Raw genomic sequence first — 20329 nt, 5'->3', positions numbered from 1 at the left:
CCGAGCATGTGATCACGTGATCCGTCACGACGCCCTGGACCTGCTGCCCGTACGCGGTGCGCTGCCCCGGCTGGGCGACGCCCTGGAGGAGCACGGCGCCGCCGTGCTCGTCGCGCCGCCCGGCACGGGCAAGACGACCCTGGTGCCGCTGGTGCTCGCCGGGCTGGTCGGCGAGGGGCCCCCGCGCCGGGTCGTGGTGGCCGAGCCGCGGCGGATCGCGGCGCGGGCGGCCGCGCGGCGGATGGCGTGGCTGCTCGGCGAGAAGGCCGGGGAGAGCGTCGGGTACACCGTGCGCGGCGAGCGGGTCGTCGGGCCACGCACGCGCGTGGAGGTCGTCACGACCGGGGTGCTGCTGCAGCGGCTGCAGCGCGACCAGGAGCTGGCCGGTGTCGACGCGGTCGTGCTCGACGAGTGCCACGAGCGGCACCTGGACGCGGACACGGCGGCGGCGTTCCTGCTGGACGTGCGCGCCGCCCTGCGTCCCGAACTGCGACTGGTGGCCGCGTCGGCGACGACCGACGCCCAGGGGTGGGCACGGCTGCTCGGCGACGTGCCGGTGGTCGAGGCGGCGGGCGTCTCCCACCCGGTCGACGTGGTGTGGGCGCCTCCCCTGCGCCCGGTGCGGCCGCCCCACGGGATGCGGGTGGATCCGGTGCTGCTGACCCATGTGGCGTCGGTGGTGCGGCGGGCGCTGTCCGAGCGCGACGGGGACGTGCTGTGCTTCCTGCCCGGGGTCGGGGAGATCGCGCGGGTCGCCGGACAGCTCGGCGGGACCGGCGACGTCGAGGTGCTCCAGGTGCACGGCCGGGCGCCGGCGGCCGTGCAGGACGCGGTGCTGTCCGGCGGTACGCGGCGGCGGGTGGTCCTGGCGACGTCGGTGGCCGAGTCCTCGCTGACGGTCCCGGGAGTGCGGGTGGTCGTGGACTGCGGGCTGGCGCGCGAACCGCGGGTGGACCACGCGCGGGGTCTGAGCGCCCTCGCGACCGTACGGGCCTCGCAGGCGGCCGGACGGCAGCGGGCCGGGCGGGCGGGGCGCGAGGCCCCGGGTGCGGTGTACCGGTGCTGGACGGAGGCGGAGGACGTCCGGCTGGCGCGTTTCCCGGCTCCGGAGATCAAGGTGGCCGACCTGACGGCGTTCGCCCTGCAGGCGGCCTGCTGGGGTGATCCCGACGCCTCGGGGCTGGCGCTGCTGGACCCCCCGCCGTCAGGCGCCATGGCCGCCGCCCGGGAAGTCCTGGAGGCCGTCGGCGCGGTCGCCCCCGGCGGGCGGGCCACCGACCGGGGAGTGCGGATGTCGCGGCTCGGGCTGCATCCGCGGCTCGGGCGTGCGCTGCTGGACGCGGGGGCGGCCGTGGGGGCCGACCGGGCAGCGGAGGTGGTCGCCCTGCTGAGCGAGGAGCCGCCGCGGGAGTACGGGGACGACCTCGCGTCGGCGTTGCGGGGGGCCCGGCGCGGGGGTGACGCCTACGCCGGGCGGTGGCGGACGGAGGTGCGGCGGCTGCGGGCCGCGGGGCGGACCGCGGGACGGGCTGCGCCCGGCGCGTCGGAGGGGTCGGTGGACGGGCGCGGGTCCGTCGTGGCCGGGCCCGCGGTTCCCCGCGTCCCTGACGCGGTGGCGGCGCTCGGTGACGACCGGGTTGTGGGGCTCGTCGCCGCTCTCGCTTTTCCGGAGCGGGTCGCCCGGAAGCAGGGGGGGTCCTTCCTCATGGTGTCCGGGACCCGGGCCGAGGCCGGTGAGGGCAGTGGGCTGCGGGATGCCGAGTGGGTCGCCGTCGCGGTCGCCGACCGGCCGCTCGGGGCGGGGCACGCGCGCGTGCGGCTCGGGGCCGTCGTCGACGAGGGGATCGCGCGCGAGGCCGCGGGGGCCCTGTACGGCGAGGCCGACGAGGTCCGCTGGGACGGCGGGGACGTCGTGGCACGGCGGGTCCGGCGGCTGGGCGCCGTGGAGTTGACGGTACGGCCGCTGCGCACACCCGGCCCCGGCCTCGTACGGGCCGCGCTCCTCGACGGGCTGGCGCAGGAGGGGTTCGGCCTGCTGCGCTGGTCGCGGGAGGCCGGGGTGCTGCGGCAGCGGCTGGCCTTTCTGCACCACCGGGTCGGGTCCCCCTGGCCCGACGTGTCGGACGACGCGCTGCACGCGCGCGTGGACGAGTGGCTCGAACCGGAGCTGGGCCGCGCGCGACGGCGGGCCGACCTGGCGCGCATCGAGGCCGGCCAGGCGCTGAACCGGCTGCTGCCGTGGGCGTCCGGGGACGCGGCCCGGTTCGACGAGCTGGCGCCGGAGCGGATCGAGGTGCCGAGCGGGTCCCGGATCAGGATCGACTACGCGGATCCCGAGCGGCCGGTGCTCGCGGTGAAGCTCCAGGAGATGTTCGGGGCACAGGAGTCACCGGTGGTCGCCGGGGTGCCCGTGCAGGTGCACCTGCTGTCACCGGCGGGGCGTCCGGCCGCCGTCACCTCGGACCTCGCGTCGTTCTGGGGGGACGGCTACCGGGGCGTACGGGCGGAACTGCGCGGGCGGTACCCGAAGCATCCCTGGCCGGAGGACCCGGCGGCCGCGCGGCCGACCCGGCACACGAACGCGCGCCTCAGGCGCTGAGCGGCTCGGGCGCACGGGGCTCGGCGGGTGCCGGGTCGCCGGGCCGGCGGCCGCGGGCTTCCAGGTACAGGGACAGCGCCAGGAGTCCGACGCCGAGGACGAGGAAGCCCCAGGGCAGGTACGAGGTCATCATCAGCAGCAGGAGGCGCTGGGACCTGACCAGGTCGACCGTGTGCCGGATGTAGTCCTCGCGCATCTTCACGTGCCCGGAGAAGGCGGTCACCTTGTCGCGGTCGCCCAGGAGGGTGCCGCCGCGCAGCTCCTCCCGGTGGATCTCCTCCCCGTAGACGGGTGCGCCGGTGACGGGTTCGACCCAGAATTTGCGGACGGTGGTGTACCAGCGGGTCGTGCCCGTCTTCGCGACCGACTCCGCGGTGACGCCCTCGACGGGCAGGGTCTTCGGGAGGGGCACCTTCGTCCAGGGGACGGTCTGCTCGAAGTAGTAGACCTCCACGCCCCGGAAGTCCCGGGTGCCCTCGTAGTGGATGGGTGCGGTGAGGCGGGCCTGCGCGTCGAAGTACTCGTAGTCCCTCTTCTCCGTACGGAAGGGCCACTTGAACTCGATGCCCCCGCGCCTGACGGGGTCGCCGTCGACCGTCTCGCCGGTGGCGTGGACGGGTTCCTGGGTGTGCGCGTCGAAGATGTACCGCTCGGGGAAACTCGAGACCGTCTCGCCGTCGGGGCCCTGGACGTAGGAGAGGCCGTCCCAGACGACCACGTCGCGGTTCGCGCTGCGCTCGATCCTGCGGGACGCCTCGACGTCGCCCCTGAGGGTCTGCACGACGGTGATCCTGCCGACCTTCTCGGCGGTCATCGTGCCGTAGTCGAGGAGGGTCGCGTCGTCCGCCTCCAGGACCATGTCCTGGTACTGGCCGGCGGGGACCTTGGCCAGGCGGGGATAGGCGTACCAGCGCAGCAGCGGGGACAGGGCCGCGAAGAACACGGCGAGGGCGAGCAGGATCAGGCTGGCCTTGCGGCGCATCTCGACGGCCCTCCCTGTGCGTTGGGGCGTGCGTCACGGGTGTGCGTCATGCGGGTGCGGTCGCGCGGGTGCGTCACGGATGGCTGGGGACGGTGGTGAGCAGCGGTTCGGGTGACGTCTCGCCCTCGGGAGAGCCCAGGGCGGTGAGCGTGAGGACCAGCGCGACGGCCAGGGCGAGACCGGTCGCGGCGGCGATCAGGGCACGCATACGGGCCTCCCGACGGACGGAGCTGACACCTCGTCAGTTACGGCACCGTAGCAACGGGCGGGCGGGATGAGAACACGTCGCGCACACAACGGCGGCGCCCCCTCGCCGAAGGAGCGAGGGGGCGCCGCCGGTGCGTCCGCCGGGTTACGAGGCGGCCGCGGCCACCTTCAGCTCGACGGTCAGGGTCGCGCCGCCGGTCGTCGTGATGCGCAGCAGGTACGTGCCGGCCGCGCCGTCCGCGTACAGCTTGGGAAGCCGGAGCAGGCCGCCCTCACCGGTCTCGAGGCCCGCGAGGGTGCGTACCGCCTTGCCGTCCGCGTCCTCGAAGTACGGGCCCTTGTCGTTCTCGGTCGCGTCGTCCGCCGCCTTGACGAGCGTGGCCGTCGCGGCGACACCGGCCGCGGCGGCGCCCTTGTAGGTGGCCTTCACCTCGACCTGGTCCGCGAACGCGCCGCCCGGGACGCAGGTCAGCGCGGTGTCCGTGGTGCGGGTGAGTCCGTCGGCCTGGCGGGCGGTGACGGTCGCCGCGTAGTCGAGACCGGGGACGGTGCGGCCGACGACGGCCGCGCGGACCGTGAACCCGCCGGTCTTCTCGCCCGCCTGGAGCGCGGGCGCGGTCGCCACCCCGGAGCTGTTCGTGACGACGGTCGCGACACTCTCGCCGCCGGCGAAGGTCGTGCCGGTACCACCGGTGACGGTGAACCGGACGCGGACCTTCCCGACGGCCTTGCCGGCCTTCGTCTCGGCACGGGCGCTGATCTTCTCGGCGAAGGTGTCGCCCGCGGTCGCGGTGAGCTTGCCGGTGCCCGCGTCCTCCAGGTGGTCCACCGTCTCGGTGGGGGTGGGAGCCGGGGACGCCGGAGGCGTGGTGGGGGGCGGGGTGGTGGCGGGCGGAGTCGTGGCGGGCGGCTTCGGTTCGGGGCTCGTGGAGCCGCCGCCGCCCGGGGTGTGGCTGCTGGGCGGTGTCGAGGCCGGCGGGGTCTGCGGGGTCCGCGGGGTGGTGACCGTCCCGCCGTTGCCGGTGCCGGTGCTGCCGTCGCTGCGGCCGGAGGGCAGCGTGCCCGTGCCGTCCGGGACCTCGTGGGTGCCCTTGCGGTAGTACTCCACCCACGACAGGACCGTGTTCAGGTAGTCCGTCGAGTTGTTGTAGCTGAGGATGGCGCGCCGGAGGTCGCCGCTGTCGGACAGGTCCCAGCCGAACCGGCACAGGTAGTGCCCGGCCGCGAGGGCCGCGTCGTAGACGTTGTTCGGGTCCTTCCTGCCGTCACCGTTGCCGTCGCGGCCCGACCACTCCCAGGTGGAGGGGATGAACTGCATCGGGCCGACGGCGCGGTCGTGCGTGGTGTCGCCGTCGTACGCGCCGCCGTCGGTGTCGGTGATCCGCGCGAAGCCGATGCCGTTGAGAACCGGGCCGAGGATCGGACTGGTCGTGGTGCCGTTCGCGTCGACGCGGCCGCCGCGGGCGTGCCCGGACTCGACCTTGCCGATGGCCGCGAGGAGCTGCCAGGGGAGCTTGCACCCGGGCTTGGACCCGGCCAGCGACGCCTCGGCCTTCTTGTAGGCGTCCAGGACGGTCGCGGGTATGCCCGCCTCGGCATCGCCCGCGGCGCCGGGGCCGCCACTGCTCGCGCTCGGCAACGGCGTCGGGGTGTTGAGCGGCGGCAGGTCGGTGTAGTAGGGCGAGTTGCCGGTCGCGCTGTCGCCGGTCTTCGCGTCGGGCGAGGGCTGCGAGTTGGCGCTCTCTCTGCCCTGGGTGGTGTCCGTGACGCCCGGTGCCTGGGATGCGGACAGTGCCGCGACCGCGAGCGCGGCCACAGCGGTCGTCGCCGCTCCCTTGACGACCCGCCTGCCGAATTGCGCCGCCATTGCGTGAACCCCTCCCGTGGGCGATCGCCCGTTGCCCCGCGCCTTCTCCTGCTGTCCGGTGCCGTGCCGCCGTCCGGTGCCGTGCGGCCGCACTCCCCAGTACGACGACCCAGGCGACCCTACGACAACTTCCTCCGCCCCAACACCTGTTCGTACCCGGTCTTCACCGGTTGGCCATATCCCGTTTGTCCTGCCCGGGCCGCTCCCCGGCATGCCGGGGAGCCGGGAACCGTTTCTCCGCGCCGGACGTCAGGATCAAAGGATGACAGGACCGCCCGGCGAACAGCCGGAGTCGCCGGGTCCGGTCAACGCCGCTCAACACCGTTCAACGCCGTTCGCAGGGGGCCCCGTTGCCGTTCACCCTCAGCCATGCCGCGGCCGTCCTGCCCGCGGTGCGCGCGGACGGGTCCGGACGCGGCCGCCTGGTCCCGGCCGTGCTGGTCGCCGGTTCGTTCGCGCCCGACATGACCTATTACGCGGCGAGTGTACTGCCGCGGGCCATGGAGTTCGGAGGGTTCACGCACTCCCTCCCCGGGGTGTTCACGTTCGACGTCCTGGTCGCCTGGGCGCTCGTGGGCGCCTGGCTGGTGCTGCGCGAACCGCTGGTGGCGCTGCTGCCGCGGAGCCGGCAGGGACGGATCGGTGCCCTCCTGCGCTGCGGTGCGCCGCGCGCCCGCGTCCGCCCGGCGCTCGCCCTGTGGTGGTACGTGTCCGCGGTGCTGGGTGGGCTGACCCATGTCGGGTGGGACGCGTTCACGCACCCCGACCGGTGGGGGATGCGGATCTTCCCCGTCCTGGGGCAGGACGTCGCGGGGTCGCCTCTGTACTGGTACCTGCAGTACGGCGGTTCGGCGCTGTCGGCCGTCGTGATCGCCACGTTCCTGGTGGTGGCCCTGCGGCGGCAGCGGGACGCGGAGCCCCTGGGGGTGCCGGTCCTCCCGGCGCGCGACCGCTGGTCGGCGGGTGCGCTGATCGGGGTCTGCGCGGTGGCGGCGGCCGTGCAGCGGGCCACCCGCTGGTGGGACCACTGGGGGTCGCGGGCCGAGCCCTGGGAGCTGATTCCCACCGTGTGCTTCGGGGCGGGGGCGGGGCTGGCCGTCGGGTTCGCCGTGTACGCCGTGGCGGTCAGGGTGGGGCGTCCGGCTCCGGTCGGTCCCGGCCCGGCGGGGCCCCGTGCGGAGCCGAGCCGCACCGTTGCGCGGTGAGCTAGCGGACGGTGGGGCCGGGGCCCGGGGTGTGCGGGGCGTGGCAGGTGACGGAGTCGGTGGGGTCGTCGGGGAGGAAGCGGTGACTGGTGGCCGCTGTCCGTCCGGTCCGCTCAAGGGTGCCGGCCAGGATGCGTCCGGTCGCGCCGCGGGCCGGGAATCTGGGACTGGCGGCGGCCGGCGAGGTGGCGGGGACGGGGGCGGGGGCCCGGACGGGGCTCCGCGCGGGGAGCAGTGAGGTGAGAGTTGCGGTGAGTGCGGTGCGGCGGTGTCGTACGTACGGTACGTACCGCGTGCGCCGCGTGTTCCGTATGTGAGGACCCATGCCCGCATCCTCCGCGCGGGTCCCGCCGGGGGCTCCCGGTCGGGGGCCACGCGGGTGACGGGGCCACTTCTCCGGCTGCGGGCCGCGTGTGGCTCAGCGCGCAGTTCCCCGCGCCCCCGGGTAGGTGGGGCCGAGGCCGGTTCCATGGCTGCGGGCCGCCGGGGGCTGAGCGCGCAGTTCCCCGCGCCCCTGGGTAGGTGGGGCCGAGGCCGGTTCCATGGCTGCGGCCAGCCCCCGGCGGCCCGGTGGGGCTAGTGGGCCGCCGACTCCCAGTCCCTGCCCGCCCCCACCGAGACGTCCAGCGGGGCCCGGAGCCGCACGGCGCCGGCCATCTCCCGGCGGACCAGCTCCTCCACCCGCGCCCGCTCCCCCGGAGCGATCTCCAGGACGATTTCGTCGTGGACCTGGAGGAGCATCCGGGACGTGAGACCGGCCTCGCGCAGCGCCCGGTCCACGTGCAGCATCGCGATCTTGACGATGTCGGCCGCCGTGCCCTGGATCGGCGCGTTCAGCGCCATCCGCTCGGCCGCCTCCCGCCGCTGCCGGTTGTCGCTGTTGAGGTCGGGGAGGTAGCGGCGGCGCCCGAAGAGCGTCGCCGTGTAACCGGTGGCCCGTGCCTCGTCGACCGCCCGGCGCAGATAGTCCCGTACTCCTCCGAAGCGCTCGAAGTACGTGTCCATCAGGCCACGTGCCTCGCCCGCGTCGATGTTGAGCTGCTGGGACAGGCCGAAGGCCGACAGACCGTAGGCCAGCCCGTACGACATCGCCTTGATCTTGCGGCGCATCTCCGCGTCGACGGCGTCGCGCTCCACCGAGAACACCTGGGAGGCGACGGTGGTGTGCAGGTCCTCGCCGGAGGTGAAGGCCGCCAGCAGTCCTTCGTCCTCGGACAGATGGGCCATCACCCGCAGCTCGATCTGGCTGTAGTCGGCGGTCATGAGGGACTCGAAGCCCTCGCCGACCACGAAGCCGCGCCGGATCGCGCGGCCCTCCTCGGTGCGGACCGGGATGTTCTGCAGGTTCGGGTCCTGCGACGAGAGGCGGCCCGTCGCGGCCACCGTCTGGTGGAAGGTGGTGTGGATGCGGCCGTCCGCGGCGATCGTCTTGATCAGGCCCTCGACGGTGACCCGCAGCTTCGCCTGCTCGCGGTGGCGCAGCATGACGACGGGCAGTTCGTTGTCGGTCTGGGCGGCGAGCCAGGCCAGCGCGTCGGCGTCCGTCGTGTAGCCGGTCTTCGTCTTCTTCGTCTTCGGCAGGCCCAGCTCACCGAAGAGGACCTCCTGGAGCTGCTTGGGCGAGCCGAGGTTGAACTCGTGCCCGGCGGCCGCGTGCGCCTCCTTCACGGCCTGCTGGACGGCGCCGGCGAACATCTGCTCCATGGCCTCCAGGTGCGCCCTGTCCGCGGCGATGCCGTGCCGCTCCAGACGGGCGAGCAGCTCGGAGGTGGGCAGCTCCATGTCCTGGAGCAGGTCGGCCGCGCCGACCTCCCGCAGCCGCTCCCCGAAGGCTTCGCCCAGGTCGAGGATGGCGCGGGCCTGCACCATCAGCGCGTCGGCCTCGGCGCCCTCGTCCGCGCCGAAGGCGAGCTGCCCGTCGGCGGTCGCGGCGGGCGCCAGCTCCCGGCCGAGGTACTCCAGGGACAGCGCGTCCAGGTCGAAGGAGCGGCGCCCCGGCTTGACGAGGTAGGCGGCGAGGGCGGTGTCCATGGCGATGCCCCCGACCCGCCAGCCGTGCTCGGCGAAGACCCGCATGACGGCCTTGGCGTTGTGCAGCACCTTGGGGCTGCCGGCGTCGGCGATCCAGTGCGCGAACGCGTTCTCGTCGCCCTCGTCGAGCGTCGACGGGTCGAACCACGCGGCGGCCCCGTCGGCCGCGGCGAGCGCGATCTCGGCGACCGATCCGGTGCCCAGCGCCCAGGTGTCGACCGTGGCCACACCGAGGACCGTCGTGCCGTGCTCGGCGAGCCAGGGAGCCAGCTCACCCGCCTCGAGGACCGTGCCGTCCACGGCCACTCCCGCGGCGACCGGCGCGGCGTCCTCGGCCTCCTGCGTCCCGGGGTCGACGGCCAGCAGCCGCTCGCGCAGCGAGGGGTTGCGGATCTCCAGGGTGTCCAGGACCATCGCGACGGCCGTGCGGTCGTACGGGGCGCGCTCCAGGGCGGGGACCTCCTTGGGCAGCTCGACGTCGCGCACCATCTCGGTGAGGCGGCGGTTGAGCTGGACCGACTCCAGGTGGTCGCGGAAGTTCTGCCCGGCCTTGCCCTTGACCTCCTCGGCGCGCTCGACCAGTTCCGCGAACGAACCGAACTGGTTGATCCACTTCGCGGCGGTCTTCTCGCCGACGCCGGGGATGCCCGGCAGGTTGTCGGACGGGTCGCCGCGCAGGGCCGCGAAGTCGGGGTACTGGGCGGGCGTGAGGCCGTACTTCTCGAAGACCTTCTCGGGGGTGAACCGGGTCAGCTCGGAGACGCCCTTGGTGGGGTAGAGCACGGTGGTGTGCTCGGAGACCAGCTGGAAGGAGTCACGGTCACCGGTGACGATCAGTACGTCGAAGCCCTCGGCCTCGGCCTGCGTGGCGAGCGTGGCGATGATGTCGTCCGCCTCGAAGCCGTCGACGGCGAACCGCTCGGCGTGCATCGCGTCCAGCAGCTCGCCGATCAGCTCGACCTGGCCCTTGAACTCGTCCGGGGTCTTCGACCTGTTCGCCTTGTACTCCGGGAACTCCTCGGAGCGCCACGTCTTGCGGGAGACGTCGAACGCCACCGCGAAGTGCGTGGGCGCCTCGTCGCGCAGCGTGTTGGCGAGCATCGACGCGAAGCCGTAGATCGCGTTCGTCGGCTGGCCCGTCGCCGTCGTGAAGTTCTCCACGGGCAGCGCGAAGAACGCCCGGTAGGCCAGTGAGTGCCCGTCCATGAGCATCAGCCGCGGACGTGCCCGGCCGGAGGTCTTCTCGGTCTTCTTCGATCCTGTCTCTGCCACACCCCGATCCTGCCACGCCCCACCGACAGTCGGTCCCGCCCCGCCGTCCGCGGTCGGGTGCTCCCGTCCGCCGCCGGGCGGAGCGTCCGCGGTCGTTCCCCGTACCGGGGCACGATCGGTGCGGGTACCACGTGGGAGGATCGCGGACGTACCTCACACGTGTGCCCGAAGAGGAGGCCGAGATGGCCGGCAAGCCGCCCCAGAGTGATCCGGTCCAGGACGCGCCGCAGGTCGCCGAGCCGAAGCACGCCGCGGCCGGGCTGCCCGCCATCGGCCACACCCTGCGCATCGCCCAGCGGCAGATGGGTGTGAAGCGCACGGCGCTGACGCTGCTGCGGGTCAACCAGAAGGACGGCTTCGACTGCCCGGGCTGCGCCTGGCCCGAGCCGGAGCACCGGCACACGGCGGAGTTCTGCGAGAACGGCGCGAAGGCGGTCGCGGAGGAGGCCACCCTGCGCCGCGTGACCCCCGACTTCTTCGCCGCGCACCCGGTCGCCGACCTCGCGACCCGCAGCGGCTACTGGCTGGGCCAGCAGGGCCGCCTCACCCACCCCATGTACCTCGCCGAGGGCGCCGACCGCTACGAGCCGGTGTCCTGGGAGCGCGCCTTCGACATCGTCGCCGAGGAGCTCACCGCCCTCGCCTCCCCGGACGAGGCGCTGTTCTACACCTCGGGCCGCACCAGCAACGAGGCGGCGTTCCTCTACCAGCTGTTCGCCCGCGAGTTCGGCACGAACAACCTCCCCGACTGCTCCAACATGTGCCACGAGTCGTCGGGCTCGGCGCTGAACGAGACGATCGGCGTCGGCAAGGGCAGCGTCCTCCTGGACGACCTCTACCGGGCGGACCTGATCATCGTCGCCGGGCAGAATCCGGGCACCAACCACCCGCGCATGCTCTCCGCCCTGGAGAAGGCGAAGAGCAACGGCGCGCGGATCATCACGGTGAACCCGCTGCCCGAGGCGGGCATGGAGCGCTTCAAGAACCCGCAGACCCCGCAGGGCATGATCAAGGGCGCCGCCCTCACCGATCTGTTCCTGCAGATCCGCATCGGCGGCGACCAGGCCCTCTTCCGCCTCCTGAACAAACTGATCCTCGAGACCGAGGGTGCCGTCGACACGGCGTTCGTCGACGAGCACACCCACGGCTACGAGGAGTTCGCCGAGGCGGCCCGCGCCGCCGACTGGGAGGAGACGCTCACCGCCACGGGCCTCACGCGCGAGCTGATCGACGAGGCGCTCGGCATGGTCCTCGCCTCGAAGCGCACCATCGTGTGCTGGGCGATGGGCCTCACCCAGCACAAGCACTCGGTGCCGACGATCCGCGAGGTCGTCAACTTCCTGCTGCTGCGCGGCAACATAGGCCGTCCCGGCGCGGGCGTGTGCCCGGTGCGCGGTCACTCGAACGTGCAGGGCGACCGCACCATGGGCATCTTCGAGCGCCCCGCGCCGGCCTTCCTGGACGCCCTGGAGAAGGAGTTCGGCTTCGCCCCGCCGCGCGGGCACGGCCACGACGTCGTCCGGGCCATCCGCGCGATGCGCGACGACAGGGCCAAGGTCTTCTTCGCGATGGGCGGCAACTTCGTGTCGGCGTCCCCCGACACCGAGGTCACCGAGGCGGCCATGCGCCGTGCCCGCCTCACCGTGCACGTGTCGACGAAGCTCAACCGCTCGCACGTCGTCACGGGCGCGCGTGCCCTGATCCTGCCCACCCTGGGACGTACCGAGCGCGATCTCCAGGGCGGCGGCGAGCAGTTCGTGACCGTCGAGGACTCCATGGGCATGGTGCACGCCTCACGCGGCCGTCTGGAGCCCGCGAGCGGGCATCTGCTGTCCGAGCCGGCCATCGTGTGCCGGCTCGCGCGCCGGGTCCTCGGCGAGGGGTCCCGCACGCCCTGGGAGGAGTTCGAGAAGGACTACGCGACGGTCCGTGACCGCATCGCGCGCGTCGTCCCGGGCTTCGAGGACTTCAACGCCAAGGTGGCCGACCCGGCGGGCTTCGCCCTCCCCCACGCCCCGCGCGACGAGCGCCGCTTCCCGACGGCCACCGGCAAGGCCAACTTCACCGCCGCGCCCGTCGAGCACCCGAAGCTGCCCGAGGGCCGCCTGCTGCTGCAGACCCTGCGCTCGCACGACCAGTACAACACCACGATCTACGGCCTCGACGACCGCTACCGGGGCATCAGGAACGGTCGCCGGGTGGTGCTGGTCAACCCGGAGGACGCCCGCGGGCTGGGCCTCGCCGACGGCTCGTACGCCGACCTGGTCAGCGAGTGGAAGGACGGGGTGGAGCGCCGTGCGGCGGGTTTTCGGATCGTGCACTACCCGACGGCCCGGGGCTGCGCCGCCGCGTACTACCCGGAGACGAACGTCCTGGTGCCGCTGGACGCCACCGCCGACACCAGCAACACACCCGCCAGCAAGTCCGTCGTGGTCCGTCTGGAACAATCGGCGACCGACTGAGCGTTCGCTTAGAAGCGCCCCGCCGGGCGCACGACCGACGACGTGAGGAAACGGATCCATGGGCGAGCAGCACGACGTGAAGTTCCCGCAGGAGGTCATCGACGAGTACGCGGCGCTCGGCGTGGACCTGACCGCCATGTTCTCCGCCGGCCACCTCGGCACGCGCATGGGCGTGCGGATCGTCGAGGCCTCCGCGGACCGCGTCGTGGGCACCATGCCGGTGGAGGGCAACACCCAGCCGTACGGGCTCCTGCACGGCGGCGCCTCCGCCGTGCTGGCGGAGACCCTCGGCTCGGTCGGCGCCATGCTGCACGGCGGCAGCTCCAAGATCGCCGTCGGTGTCGACCTCAACTGCACCCACCACCGGGGCGCCCGCTCCGGCCTGGTCACCGCGGTGGCCACACCGCTGCACCGGGGCCGCTCGACCGCCACGTACGAGATCGTGATCAGTGACGAGGACGGCAGGCGGGTGTGCAGCGCGCGGCTGACGTGCCTGCTGCGCGACGTGGGCCCGAGCGACGCGCAGCGGGTCGGCGCCGCCGACTGAGCCGCCGGTGGCCGTTGCCCGCCCGGCGTTGATCCCGGGCGCCCGGCGGCCTAGCTTCGGGGGATGGGGACGGATGGAACCTTCTGGCGGGGGCCGGCACTGGGGCTGGCGCTCCTGAGCGGCGTACTGGCCGGTGGGATCACCGGGTGCGGCGGGTCCGGGGCGCCCGGCGGGGCGGCAGGGGCCTCGTGGCCGGATTCCGACGGGCCGGCGTCCTCCCCGGCGGCCACCGCGACCCCTCCCGGGGACGTGTGCGCGCGCCTCGTCGCGTACTGGTCGCGAAAGGCCCTGGACGACGGCACCTACGGGGACTACCAGTCCATGGGGCTGTCGAACAGGCAGTACGAGATCCTGACGGACGTCGTGGAGGCCGCCCGGACCGAGCGCGGGCGCAAGGGCGCCGAGGCCGCGGAACGGCTGATCGACCGCACCGCGCGCGAACGCTGCGCGGAGCGGTACCGCGACGGCAACCCGAGTGAAGGGCCGTGGAGTTGAGCGGAGTCGGTCCGGTCGAGCCGGGCGAGGGCACGCGCGCGTGGGACGCGGCCGAGCCGTCCCCGGGAACGGGCCGCCCGCCGCCGTACGAACGCCTGGTGGCGTTCTACGCCCGGCACCGCCGCGCCGTGCTCGCGTCCGCCGCCGCGGCCGTGCTCTGCGCGGGGGGCGGTTACCTCTTCGCGACCCGCCCGCACGCGGCGCCGCCGGACCCCGTGCCGTACCCGTCCCAGGTCATCGACATCCGCTACCTGGGCAAGGAGGGGGCGCCCGCGCACACGCCGGGCGGGAGCTTCACCTTCGCGATGCGGGTCACCGCCGGGCCCGGGCCCACGGTCACCGTCATGGGCATCTCGCAGCCCTATGCCGGCCTCTCCCTGACCTCCGTGCCCAAGCCGCCCTTCCGGACGAGGACGGGTTTCGGCCACAAGATCGTTGTCACTATGAATGTCACGGAATGCGCGAATACGCCGAAGAACGCCGGACTACCTTTCCTGGACGTAACTCTGCGTAATACGCGCGCAATAGAAGACCACAGTTACATCCTGGGCGAGCGCTATGCGCACGACTTCGCGGAAGCACTTCAAGTCGCCTGCAGCAACGACCTCCGGTCACTAGCAAAACGGTAGGACACTGCTGGAATCACCGCCGTACGATCTGCGGGTTCTCACTATGTGGACCGGACGAATCGGTCGTAATTCCGCCCATCCACCCACTGAGTACCGCTCTGCATTACCTCGTGTCATAACAAGAGCGTCACAGCCTTCGTCAGACTCTCCTCCACGTTCCCTCCACCCGCTTAGAGTCACGGCCAGTCACCGCGCCATCGGATTCGAAGAATTTTCGGCCCAGCGCTCGACTCGGCCCGTTCCACGAGGAACGGCCGTGCCAGGGAAAGGACTGCTGATCGTGCGTCAACGTTCGCTCATCGCCATCACCGCCGCGCTGGCGGCGGGAGCACTCACCCTCACCGCCTGTGGCTCACGCGACGACGACGGCGGCTCGGACTCCGGCAGCGACGGCACCACTGTCGTCATCGGTGTCGACGCCCCGCTGACCGGCGACCTCTCCGCGCTGGGCCTCGGCATCAAGAACTCCGTGGACCTCGCCGCCAAGACGGCCAACAAGGAGAAGACCGTCGAAGGCGTCACCTTCAAGGTCGAAGCCCTCGACGACCAGGCGCAGCCCTCCTCGGGCCAGCAGAACGCCACCAAGTTCGTCGCCGACAAGGACGTCCTCGGCGTCGTCGGCCCGCTGAACTCCTCCGTCGCCGAGTCCATGCAGAAGGTCTTCGACGACGCCAAGCTCACCGAGGTCTCGCCCGCCAACACCAACCCGGCCCTCACCCAGGGCACGAAGTGGAACGGCGGCGACAAGGTGCGCCCCTACAAGTCGTACTTCCGCACCGCGACCACGGACGCCATCCAGGGCCCGTTCGCCGCGCAGTACGTCTTCAACGACGCCAAGAAGAAGAAGGTCTATGTCATCGACGACAAGAAGACCTACGGCGCCGGCCTGGCCGCCACCTTCACCGAGGAGTTCAAGAAGCTCGGCGGCAAGGTCGTGGGGACCCAGCACATCGACCCCGAGACCAAGGACTTCTCCGCCGTCGCCACCCAGGTGAAGAGCTCCGGCGCCGACGTCGTCTACTACGGCGGCGAGTACCCGCAGGCCGGCCCCCTCAGCAAGCAGATCAAGGCCGCGGGCGCCAAGATCCCGCTCGTCGGCGGTGACGGCATCTACAGCGCCGACTTCATCAAGCTGGCCGGCGCCAGCGGCACCGGCGACCTCGCCACCTCGGTCGGCGCGCCCGTCGAGGACCTGCCCTCCGCCAAGGAGTTCGTCGCCAACTACAAGACGGCGGGCTACAAGGAGGCCTACGAGGCCTACGGCGGCTACTCCTACGACTCGGGCTGGGCCATCATCGAGGCCGTGAAGAAGGTCGTCGAGGACAACGACGGCAAGCTCCCGGACGACGCCCGCGCCAAGGTCACCGAGGCCATGCAGAACGTCACCTTCGACGGCGTGACCGGCAAGGTCTCCTTCGACGAGTACGGCGACGCCACCAACAAGCAGCTCACCGTCTACTCCGTCGAGGGCGGCGACTGGAAGGCCGTCAAGTCCGGCACCTACACCGGCTGACCCACACCCGCACCACCTCTTGAGCCGCGCGGGGCGCTGCAGGACAAGCGCCCCGCGCGGACCCACATCCGGTCACATCCCTCGACTATCCGAACGTCTCGGAGGACATGCGGTGAACGAACTGCCGCAGCAGCTGGTCAACGGCCTGCTACTGGGATCCATGTACGGGCTGGTCGCCATCGGCTACACGATGGTCTATGGCATCGTCCAGCTCATCAACTTCGCCCACGGCGAGATCTTCATGATCGGAGGCTTCGGCGCGCTCACGGTCTACCTGTACGTGCTGCCCGACGGCACCACCATGTGGATCGCACTGCCCCTGATGCTCCTCGGAGCCGTCATCACGGCGACCACCGTCGCCGTGGGAGCGGAACGGTTCGCCTACCGCCCGCTGCGCACCGCGCCACGCCTCGCCCCGCTCATCACCGCCATCGGCCTCTCCCTCGCCCTCCAGCAGGCCGTGTGGGCGTGGTACCCCGACGCGAAGCAGTCCATCAACTTCCCCGAGATCGAGGGCGGCCCCTTCAAGATCGGCGACGTCACCATCCAGACCGGTGACATCTTCCTCCTGATCGCCGCCCCCATCAGCATGGCGATCCTCGCGTTCTTCGTGATGAAGACCCGCACCGGACGCGGCATGCAGGCCACCGCGCAGGACCCGGACACCGCGAAGCTCATGGGCATCAACACCGACCGCATCATCGTGGTCGCCTTCGCCCTCGGCGCCGTCTTCGCCGCCGTCGGAGCCGTCGCCTACGGCCTCAAGTACGGCCAGGTCCAGTTCCGCATGGGCTTCATCCTCGGCCTCAAGGCCTTCACCGCGGCCGTCCTCGGCGGCATCGGCAACATCTACGGCGCCATGATCGGCGGCCTCGTCCTCGGCCTCGCCGAGACCCTCGCCACCGCCTACATCGCCGACGTCCCCGGCATGGAACAGCTCGGCGGCCAGTCCTGGGCCAACGTCTGGGCCTTCGTACTCCTCATCCTCGTGCTCCTCTTCAGGCCACAGGGCCTGCTCGGCGAGCGCGTCGCGGACAGGGCGTGAGACCTATGACCACACAGACCGACGCGCCCCAGACGCCCGCGAAGGAGCCCACGGGCTCCACCGCCGGACTCATCGGCATCCCGCCCCACATCGGACGCGCCCTCGCCACCGGCGGCGGCCTCCTCACCATCGTCTCCACCTTCCTCGCCTGGACCTGGACGGACGCCTTCCCCGGCGACCTCACCGTCTACGGCTACCCCGGCGGCCTGCAGGTCCTCGTCCTCATCGGCGGCCTCCTCACCACGCTCTTCGCCCTCTCCTCCTACGGAGTCAAGGGCCTGCGCTGGCTGACCCCCGCCGGCGCCGACAGCGCCGTCAAACTCGCCGCACTCGCCGCGTTCGCCACCGCCTGGTACACGGTCCTCGCAATCGCCTCCGAACTCGGCGGCCTCGCCAACCTCGAACCCGGCGGCTGGATCGCGGCCGTCGCCACCCTGGCGGCCCTGACCGGCGCACTCTCCCTGCCGTTCCAGCGCCCGGCGCCCGACCCGTCCGACCCGGACGACACCGGCTGGGAGCAGTTCCGCCACCGCCTGCGGCACACCGGCACCGTCGTCAAGACCGCCTTCGCCTCCGGCACCACCAGGGCCCCGGCCCACAAGCTCCCCGCGTACGCCGAAATCCTCGTCATCATCGCCGCACTCAGCCTCGGCCTGATCGTCTTCACTTACGGCATCGGCACCGAGTACGACGAACAGTTCATCGGCTTCCTCATCACCGCGGGCTTCGGCTTCGCCGCCGCGACCAAGGCCGGACTCGTCAACCGCGTCTCCGCCCTCACCGCCAAGCACCGCAACGTCACCATGCTCGGCGCGTTCCTCGCCGCCGCCGCATTCCCCTTCACCCAGTCCGACGACCAGTACGCGACCATCGGCGTCTACATCCTCATCTTCGCCACCGTCGCCCTCGGCCTCAACATCGTCGTCGGCCTCGCCGGCCTCCTCGACCTCGGATACGTCGCCTTCCTCGGCGTCGGTGCCTACACCGCGGCCATGGTCTCCGGCTCCCCCTCCTCCCCCTTCGACATCCACCTGCCGTTCTGGGCCGCCGCCCTCCTCGGAGCGGCCGTCGCCATGATCTTCGGCGTCATCATCGGCGCCCCGACCCTGCGGCTGCGCGGCGACTACCTCGCCATCGTCACCCTCGGCTTCGGCGAGATCTTCCGCATCACCGTCCTCAACATGGACGGCACCAGCGGACCCGACATCACCAACGGCTCTAACGGCATCTCCTCGATCCCGAACCTCAACATCCTCGGCTTCGACTTCGGCCAGGAACACAGCATCGCCGGCTTCACCATCGCGCGCTTCGCCAACTACTTCTTCCTGATGCTGCTCATCACGCTGATCGTCGTGGTCGTCTTCCGCCGCAGCGGTGACTCCCGCATCGGCCGCGCCTGGGTCGCCATCCGCGAGGACGAGACCGCCGCACTCGCCATGGGCATCAACGGCTTCCGCGTCAAACTCATCGCCTTCGCCCTCGGCGCCGCCCTCGCCGGCCTCGCCGGATCCGTCCAGGCACACGTCACCTACACCGTGACACCCGAGCAGTACCAGTTCGCCCACGTCGTACCCCCCAACTCGGCCTTCCTCCTCGCGGCGGTCGTCCTCGGCGGCATGGGCACCATCAGCGGACCCCTCGTCGGCGCCGCACTGCTCTACATCATCCCCGCCAAGCTCCAGTTCCTCGGCGACTACCAGCTCCTCGCCTTCGGCCTCGCGCTCGTCCTGCTGATGCGCTTCCGACCGGAAGGCCTCATCCCGAACCGGCGCCGCCAGCTCGAATTCCACGAGGAAGCCGAAGCGCCCACAGTCCTCAGCAAGGCAGGGGCCTGACCACGATGACAACCGACACCACCACCCAGGGCACCCGTCCCGGCGCCACCCCCGGCGAGACCGTCCTCGACGCACGCGGCGTCACCATGCGCTTCGGCGGCCTCACCGCCGTGAAGAACGTCGACCTCACCGTCAACAGCGGCGAGATCGTGGGACTCATCGGCCCCAACGGCGCCGGCAAGACGACCTTCTTCAACTGCCTCACCGGGCTCTACATCCCCACCGAGGGAGAAGTCCGCTACAAGGGCACCGTCCTGCCGTCCCAGTCCTTCAAGGTCACCGCCGCCGGCGTCGCCCGCACCTTCCAGAACATCCGCCTGTTCTCCAACATGACCGTCCTGGAGAACGTGCTCGTCGGCCGCCACACCCGCACCAAAGAAGGACTCTGGTCCGCACTCCTGCGCGGCCCCGGCTTCAAGAAGGCCGAAAGGGAGTCCGAGGCACGCGCCATGGAACTCCTCGAGTTCATCGGCCTCGCCGCCAAGCGCGACCACCTCGCCAGGAACCTCCCCTACGGCGAACAGCGCAAGCTCGAGATCGCCCGCGCCCTCGCCAGCGAACCCGGACTCCTCCTCCTCGACGAGCCCACCGCCGGCATGAACCCGCAGGAAACCCGCGCCACCGAAGAACTCGTCTTCGCCATCCGCGACATGGGCATCGCCGTACTCGTCATCGAGCACGACATGCGCTTCATCTTCAACCTCTGCGACCGCGTCGCCGTACTCGTCCAGGGCGAAAAACTCGTCGAGGGCGACAGCGCCACCGTCCAGGGCGACGAACGCGTGGTCGCCGCCTACCTCGGCGAACCCTACGAAGAAGCACCCGGCCAGGCCGAGGTCGCGGAGGTCGAAGCAGCCGAAGCACAGGCCGACGCCGCGCCCCGCAAGGAGACCGACCGATGACAGCACTGCTCGAAGTCGAGGACCTCCGGGTCGCCTACGGCAAGATCGAAGCCGTCAAGGGCATCTCCTTCAAGGTCGACGCCGGTCAGGTCGTCACCCTCATCGGCACCAACGGCGCCGGCAAGACCACCACCCTGCGCACCCTCTCCGGCCTCCTCAAGCCCGTCGGCGGCCAGATCAAGTTCCAGGGCAAGTCGCTCAAGAAGACCCCCGCCCACGAGATCGTCGCCCTCGGACTCGCGCACTCCCCCGAGGGGCGGCACATCTTCCCCCGCATGACGATCGAGGACAACCTCCGCCTCGGCGCCTTCCTCCGCAACGACCGGGCCGGCATCGAGAAGGACATCCAGCGCGCCTACGACCTCTTCGCCATCCTCGGAGAACGCCGCAAGCAGGCCGCCGGCACCCTCTCCGGCGGCGAGCAGCAGATGCTCGCCATGGGGCGCGCCCTGATGTCCCAGCCGAAACTGCTCATGCTCGACGAGCCCTCCATGGGCCTCTCGCCGATCATGATGCAGAAGATCATGGCGACCATCGCGGAACTGAAGTCCCAGGGCACGACGATCCTCCTCGTCGAGCAGAACGCCCAGGCGGCGCTCTCCCTCGCCGACCAGGGACACGTCATGGAGGTCGGGTCCATCGTGCTCTCCGGCACCGGCCGCGACCTCCTCACCGACGAGTCCGTCCGCAAGGCGTACCTCGGCGAGGACTGAGCCCCGCGGCCCGCTCCCCGCTCGT

At 71.8% G+C, this 20329-nt stretch carries 16 protein-coding genes; 11 read left to right on the top strand and 5 right to left on the bottom strand.

The features are described from left to right. Nucleotides 1-16 precede the first annotated feature (16 nt). Nucleotides 17-2599, top strand: a complete 2583-nt coding sequence (hrpB, locus tag QFZ75_RS28890) for an ATP-dependent helicase HrpB (protein ID WP_307541503.1) — start codon at nucleotides 17-19, stop codon at nucleotides 2597-2599. Here hrpB and QFZ75_RS28885 read toward each other — a convergent pair. From QFZ75_RS28885 to QFZ75_RS28875, 3 genes are all read right to left on the bottom strand, one after another. After that, nucleotides 2589-3581, bottom strand: coding sequence for a DUF3068 domain-containing protein (locus QFZ75_RS28885; protein ID WP_307541501.1), 993 nt, complete (start codon nucleotides 3579-3581; stop codon nucleotides 2589-2591). The two genes, hrpB and QFZ75_RS28885, sit on opposite strands and share 11 nt — an antisense overlap. 73 nt (nucleotides 3582-3654) lie before the next feature. Next, a complete protein-coding gene (locus tag QFZ75_RS28880; protein ID WP_307541499.1) occupies nucleotides 3655-3789 on the bottom strand; it encodes an SPW_0924 family protein in 135 nt (44 codons plus the stop codon). 144 nt (nucleotides 3790-3933) lie between these two features. After that, on the bottom strand, nucleotides 3934-5655 hold the full coding sequence (locus tag QFZ75_RS28875) for a lytic transglycosylase domain-containing protein (protein ID WP_307541498.1): 1722 nt from the start codon (nucleotides 5653-5655) through the stop codon (nucleotides 3934-3936). A gap of 350 nt (nucleotides 5656-6005) precedes the next feature. Between QFZ75_RS28875 and QFZ75_RS28870 the strand changes: the two genes are divergently transcribed. Beyond that, nucleotides 6006-6860, top strand: coding sequence for a DUF4184 family protein (locus tag QFZ75_RS28870; RefSeq protein WP_307541496.1), 855 nt, complete (start codon nucleotides 6006-6008; stop codon nucleotides 6858-6860). Between the two features lies 1 nt (nucleotide 6861). On the opposite strand, the gene QFZ75_RS28865 is transcribed toward QFZ75_RS28870, so the two are convergent. Then, a complete protein-coding gene (locus tag QFZ75_RS28865) occupies nucleotides 6862-7185 on the bottom strand; it encodes a hypothetical protein (protein ID WP_307541494.1) in 324 nt (107 codons plus the stop codon). Nucleotides 7186-7436: 251 nt separating this feature from the next. Continuing rightward, on the bottom strand, nucleotides 7437-10163 hold the full coding sequence (gene polA, locus QFZ75_RS28860) for a DNA polymerase I (RefSeq protein WP_307541492.1): 2727 nt from the start codon (nucleotides 10161-10163) through the stop codon (nucleotides 7437-7439). Between the two features lie 182 nt (nucleotides 10164-10345). Here polA and QFZ75_RS28855 point away from each other — a divergent pair, with 182 nt between their 5' ends. The 9 genes from QFZ75_RS28855 (at nucleotide 10346) to QFZ75_RS28815 (ending at nucleotide 20304) form a co-directional block, all read left to right on the top strand. Then, the gene (locus QFZ75_RS28855; RefSeq protein WP_307544867.1) at nucleotides 10346-12625 is read left to right on the top strand and encodes an FdhF/YdeP family oxidoreductase; all 2280 of its coding nucleotides are present in this window, start codon (nucleotides 10346-10348) and stop codon (nucleotides 12623-12625) included. A 58-nt stretch (nucleotides 12626-12683) separates the two neighbouring features. Continuing rightward, entirely contained in the window at nucleotides 12684-13172 is a 489-nt protein-coding gene (locus tag QFZ75_RS28850; protein ID WP_307541490.1) for a PaaI family thioesterase, read from the top strand. A 63-nt stretch (nucleotides 13173-13235) separates the two neighbouring features. Continuing rightward, entirely contained in the window at nucleotides 13236-13667 is a 432-nt protein-coding gene (locus tag QFZ75_RS28845; RefSeq protein ID WP_307541489.1) for a hypothetical protein, read from the top strand. A gap of 98 nt (nucleotides 13668-13765) precedes the next feature. Further along, the gene (locus QFZ75_RS28840) at nucleotides 13766-14296 is read left to right on the top strand and encodes a Tat pathway signal sequence domain protein (protein WP_307541487.1); all 531 of its coding nucleotides are present in this window, start codon (nucleotides 13766-13768) and stop codon (nucleotides 14294-14296) included. 280 nt (nucleotides 14297-14576) lie between these two features. Then, nucleotides 14577-15809 (top strand): branched-chain amino acid ABC transporter substrate-binding protein, encoded by a 1233-nt coding sequence (locus QFZ75_RS28835; RefSeq protein ID WP_307544865.1) that lies wholly within the window; start codon nucleotides 14577-14579, stop codon nucleotides 15807-15809. A gap of 112 nt (nucleotides 15810-15921) precedes the next feature. Next, nucleotides 15922-16854 (top strand): branched-chain amino acid ABC transporter permease, encoded by a 933-nt coding sequence (locus QFZ75_RS28830; RefSeq protein ID WP_307541485.1) that lies wholly within the window; start codon nucleotides 15922-15924, stop codon nucleotides 16852-16854. A gap of 5 nt (nucleotides 16855-16859) precedes the next feature. Next, a complete protein-coding gene (locus QFZ75_RS28825; protein ID WP_307541483.1) occupies nucleotides 16860-18689 on the top strand; it encodes a branched-chain amino acid ABC transporter permease in 1830 nt (609 codons plus the stop codon). A 5-nt stretch (nucleotides 18690-18694) separates the two neighbouring features. Continuing rightward, nucleotides 18695-19591 (top strand): ABC transporter ATP-binding protein, encoded by an 897-nt coding sequence (locus QFZ75_RS28820; protein WP_307541480.1) that lies wholly within the window; start codon nucleotides 18695-18697, stop codon nucleotides 19589-19591. After that, complete coding sequence (locus tag QFZ75_RS28815; RefSeq protein WP_307541479.1) at nucleotides 19588-20304, top strand: ABC transporter ATP-binding protein; 717 nt, start codon at nucleotides 19588-19590, stop codon at nucleotides 20302-20304. The genes QFZ75_RS28820 and QFZ75_RS28815 overlap by 4 nt, the downstream gene beginning before the upstream one ends. Nucleotides 20305-20329: the final 25 nt, after the last annotated feature.

The organism is Streptomyces sp. V3I8 (genome assembly GCF_030817535.1).
Taxonomy (GTDB): domain Bacteria; phylum Actinomycetota; class Actinomycetes; order Streptomycetales; family Streptomycetaceae; genus Streptomyces.
Note: the sequence above shows the minus strand (reverse complement) of the source record. Positions and strands in the feature narration are given on the sequence as shown.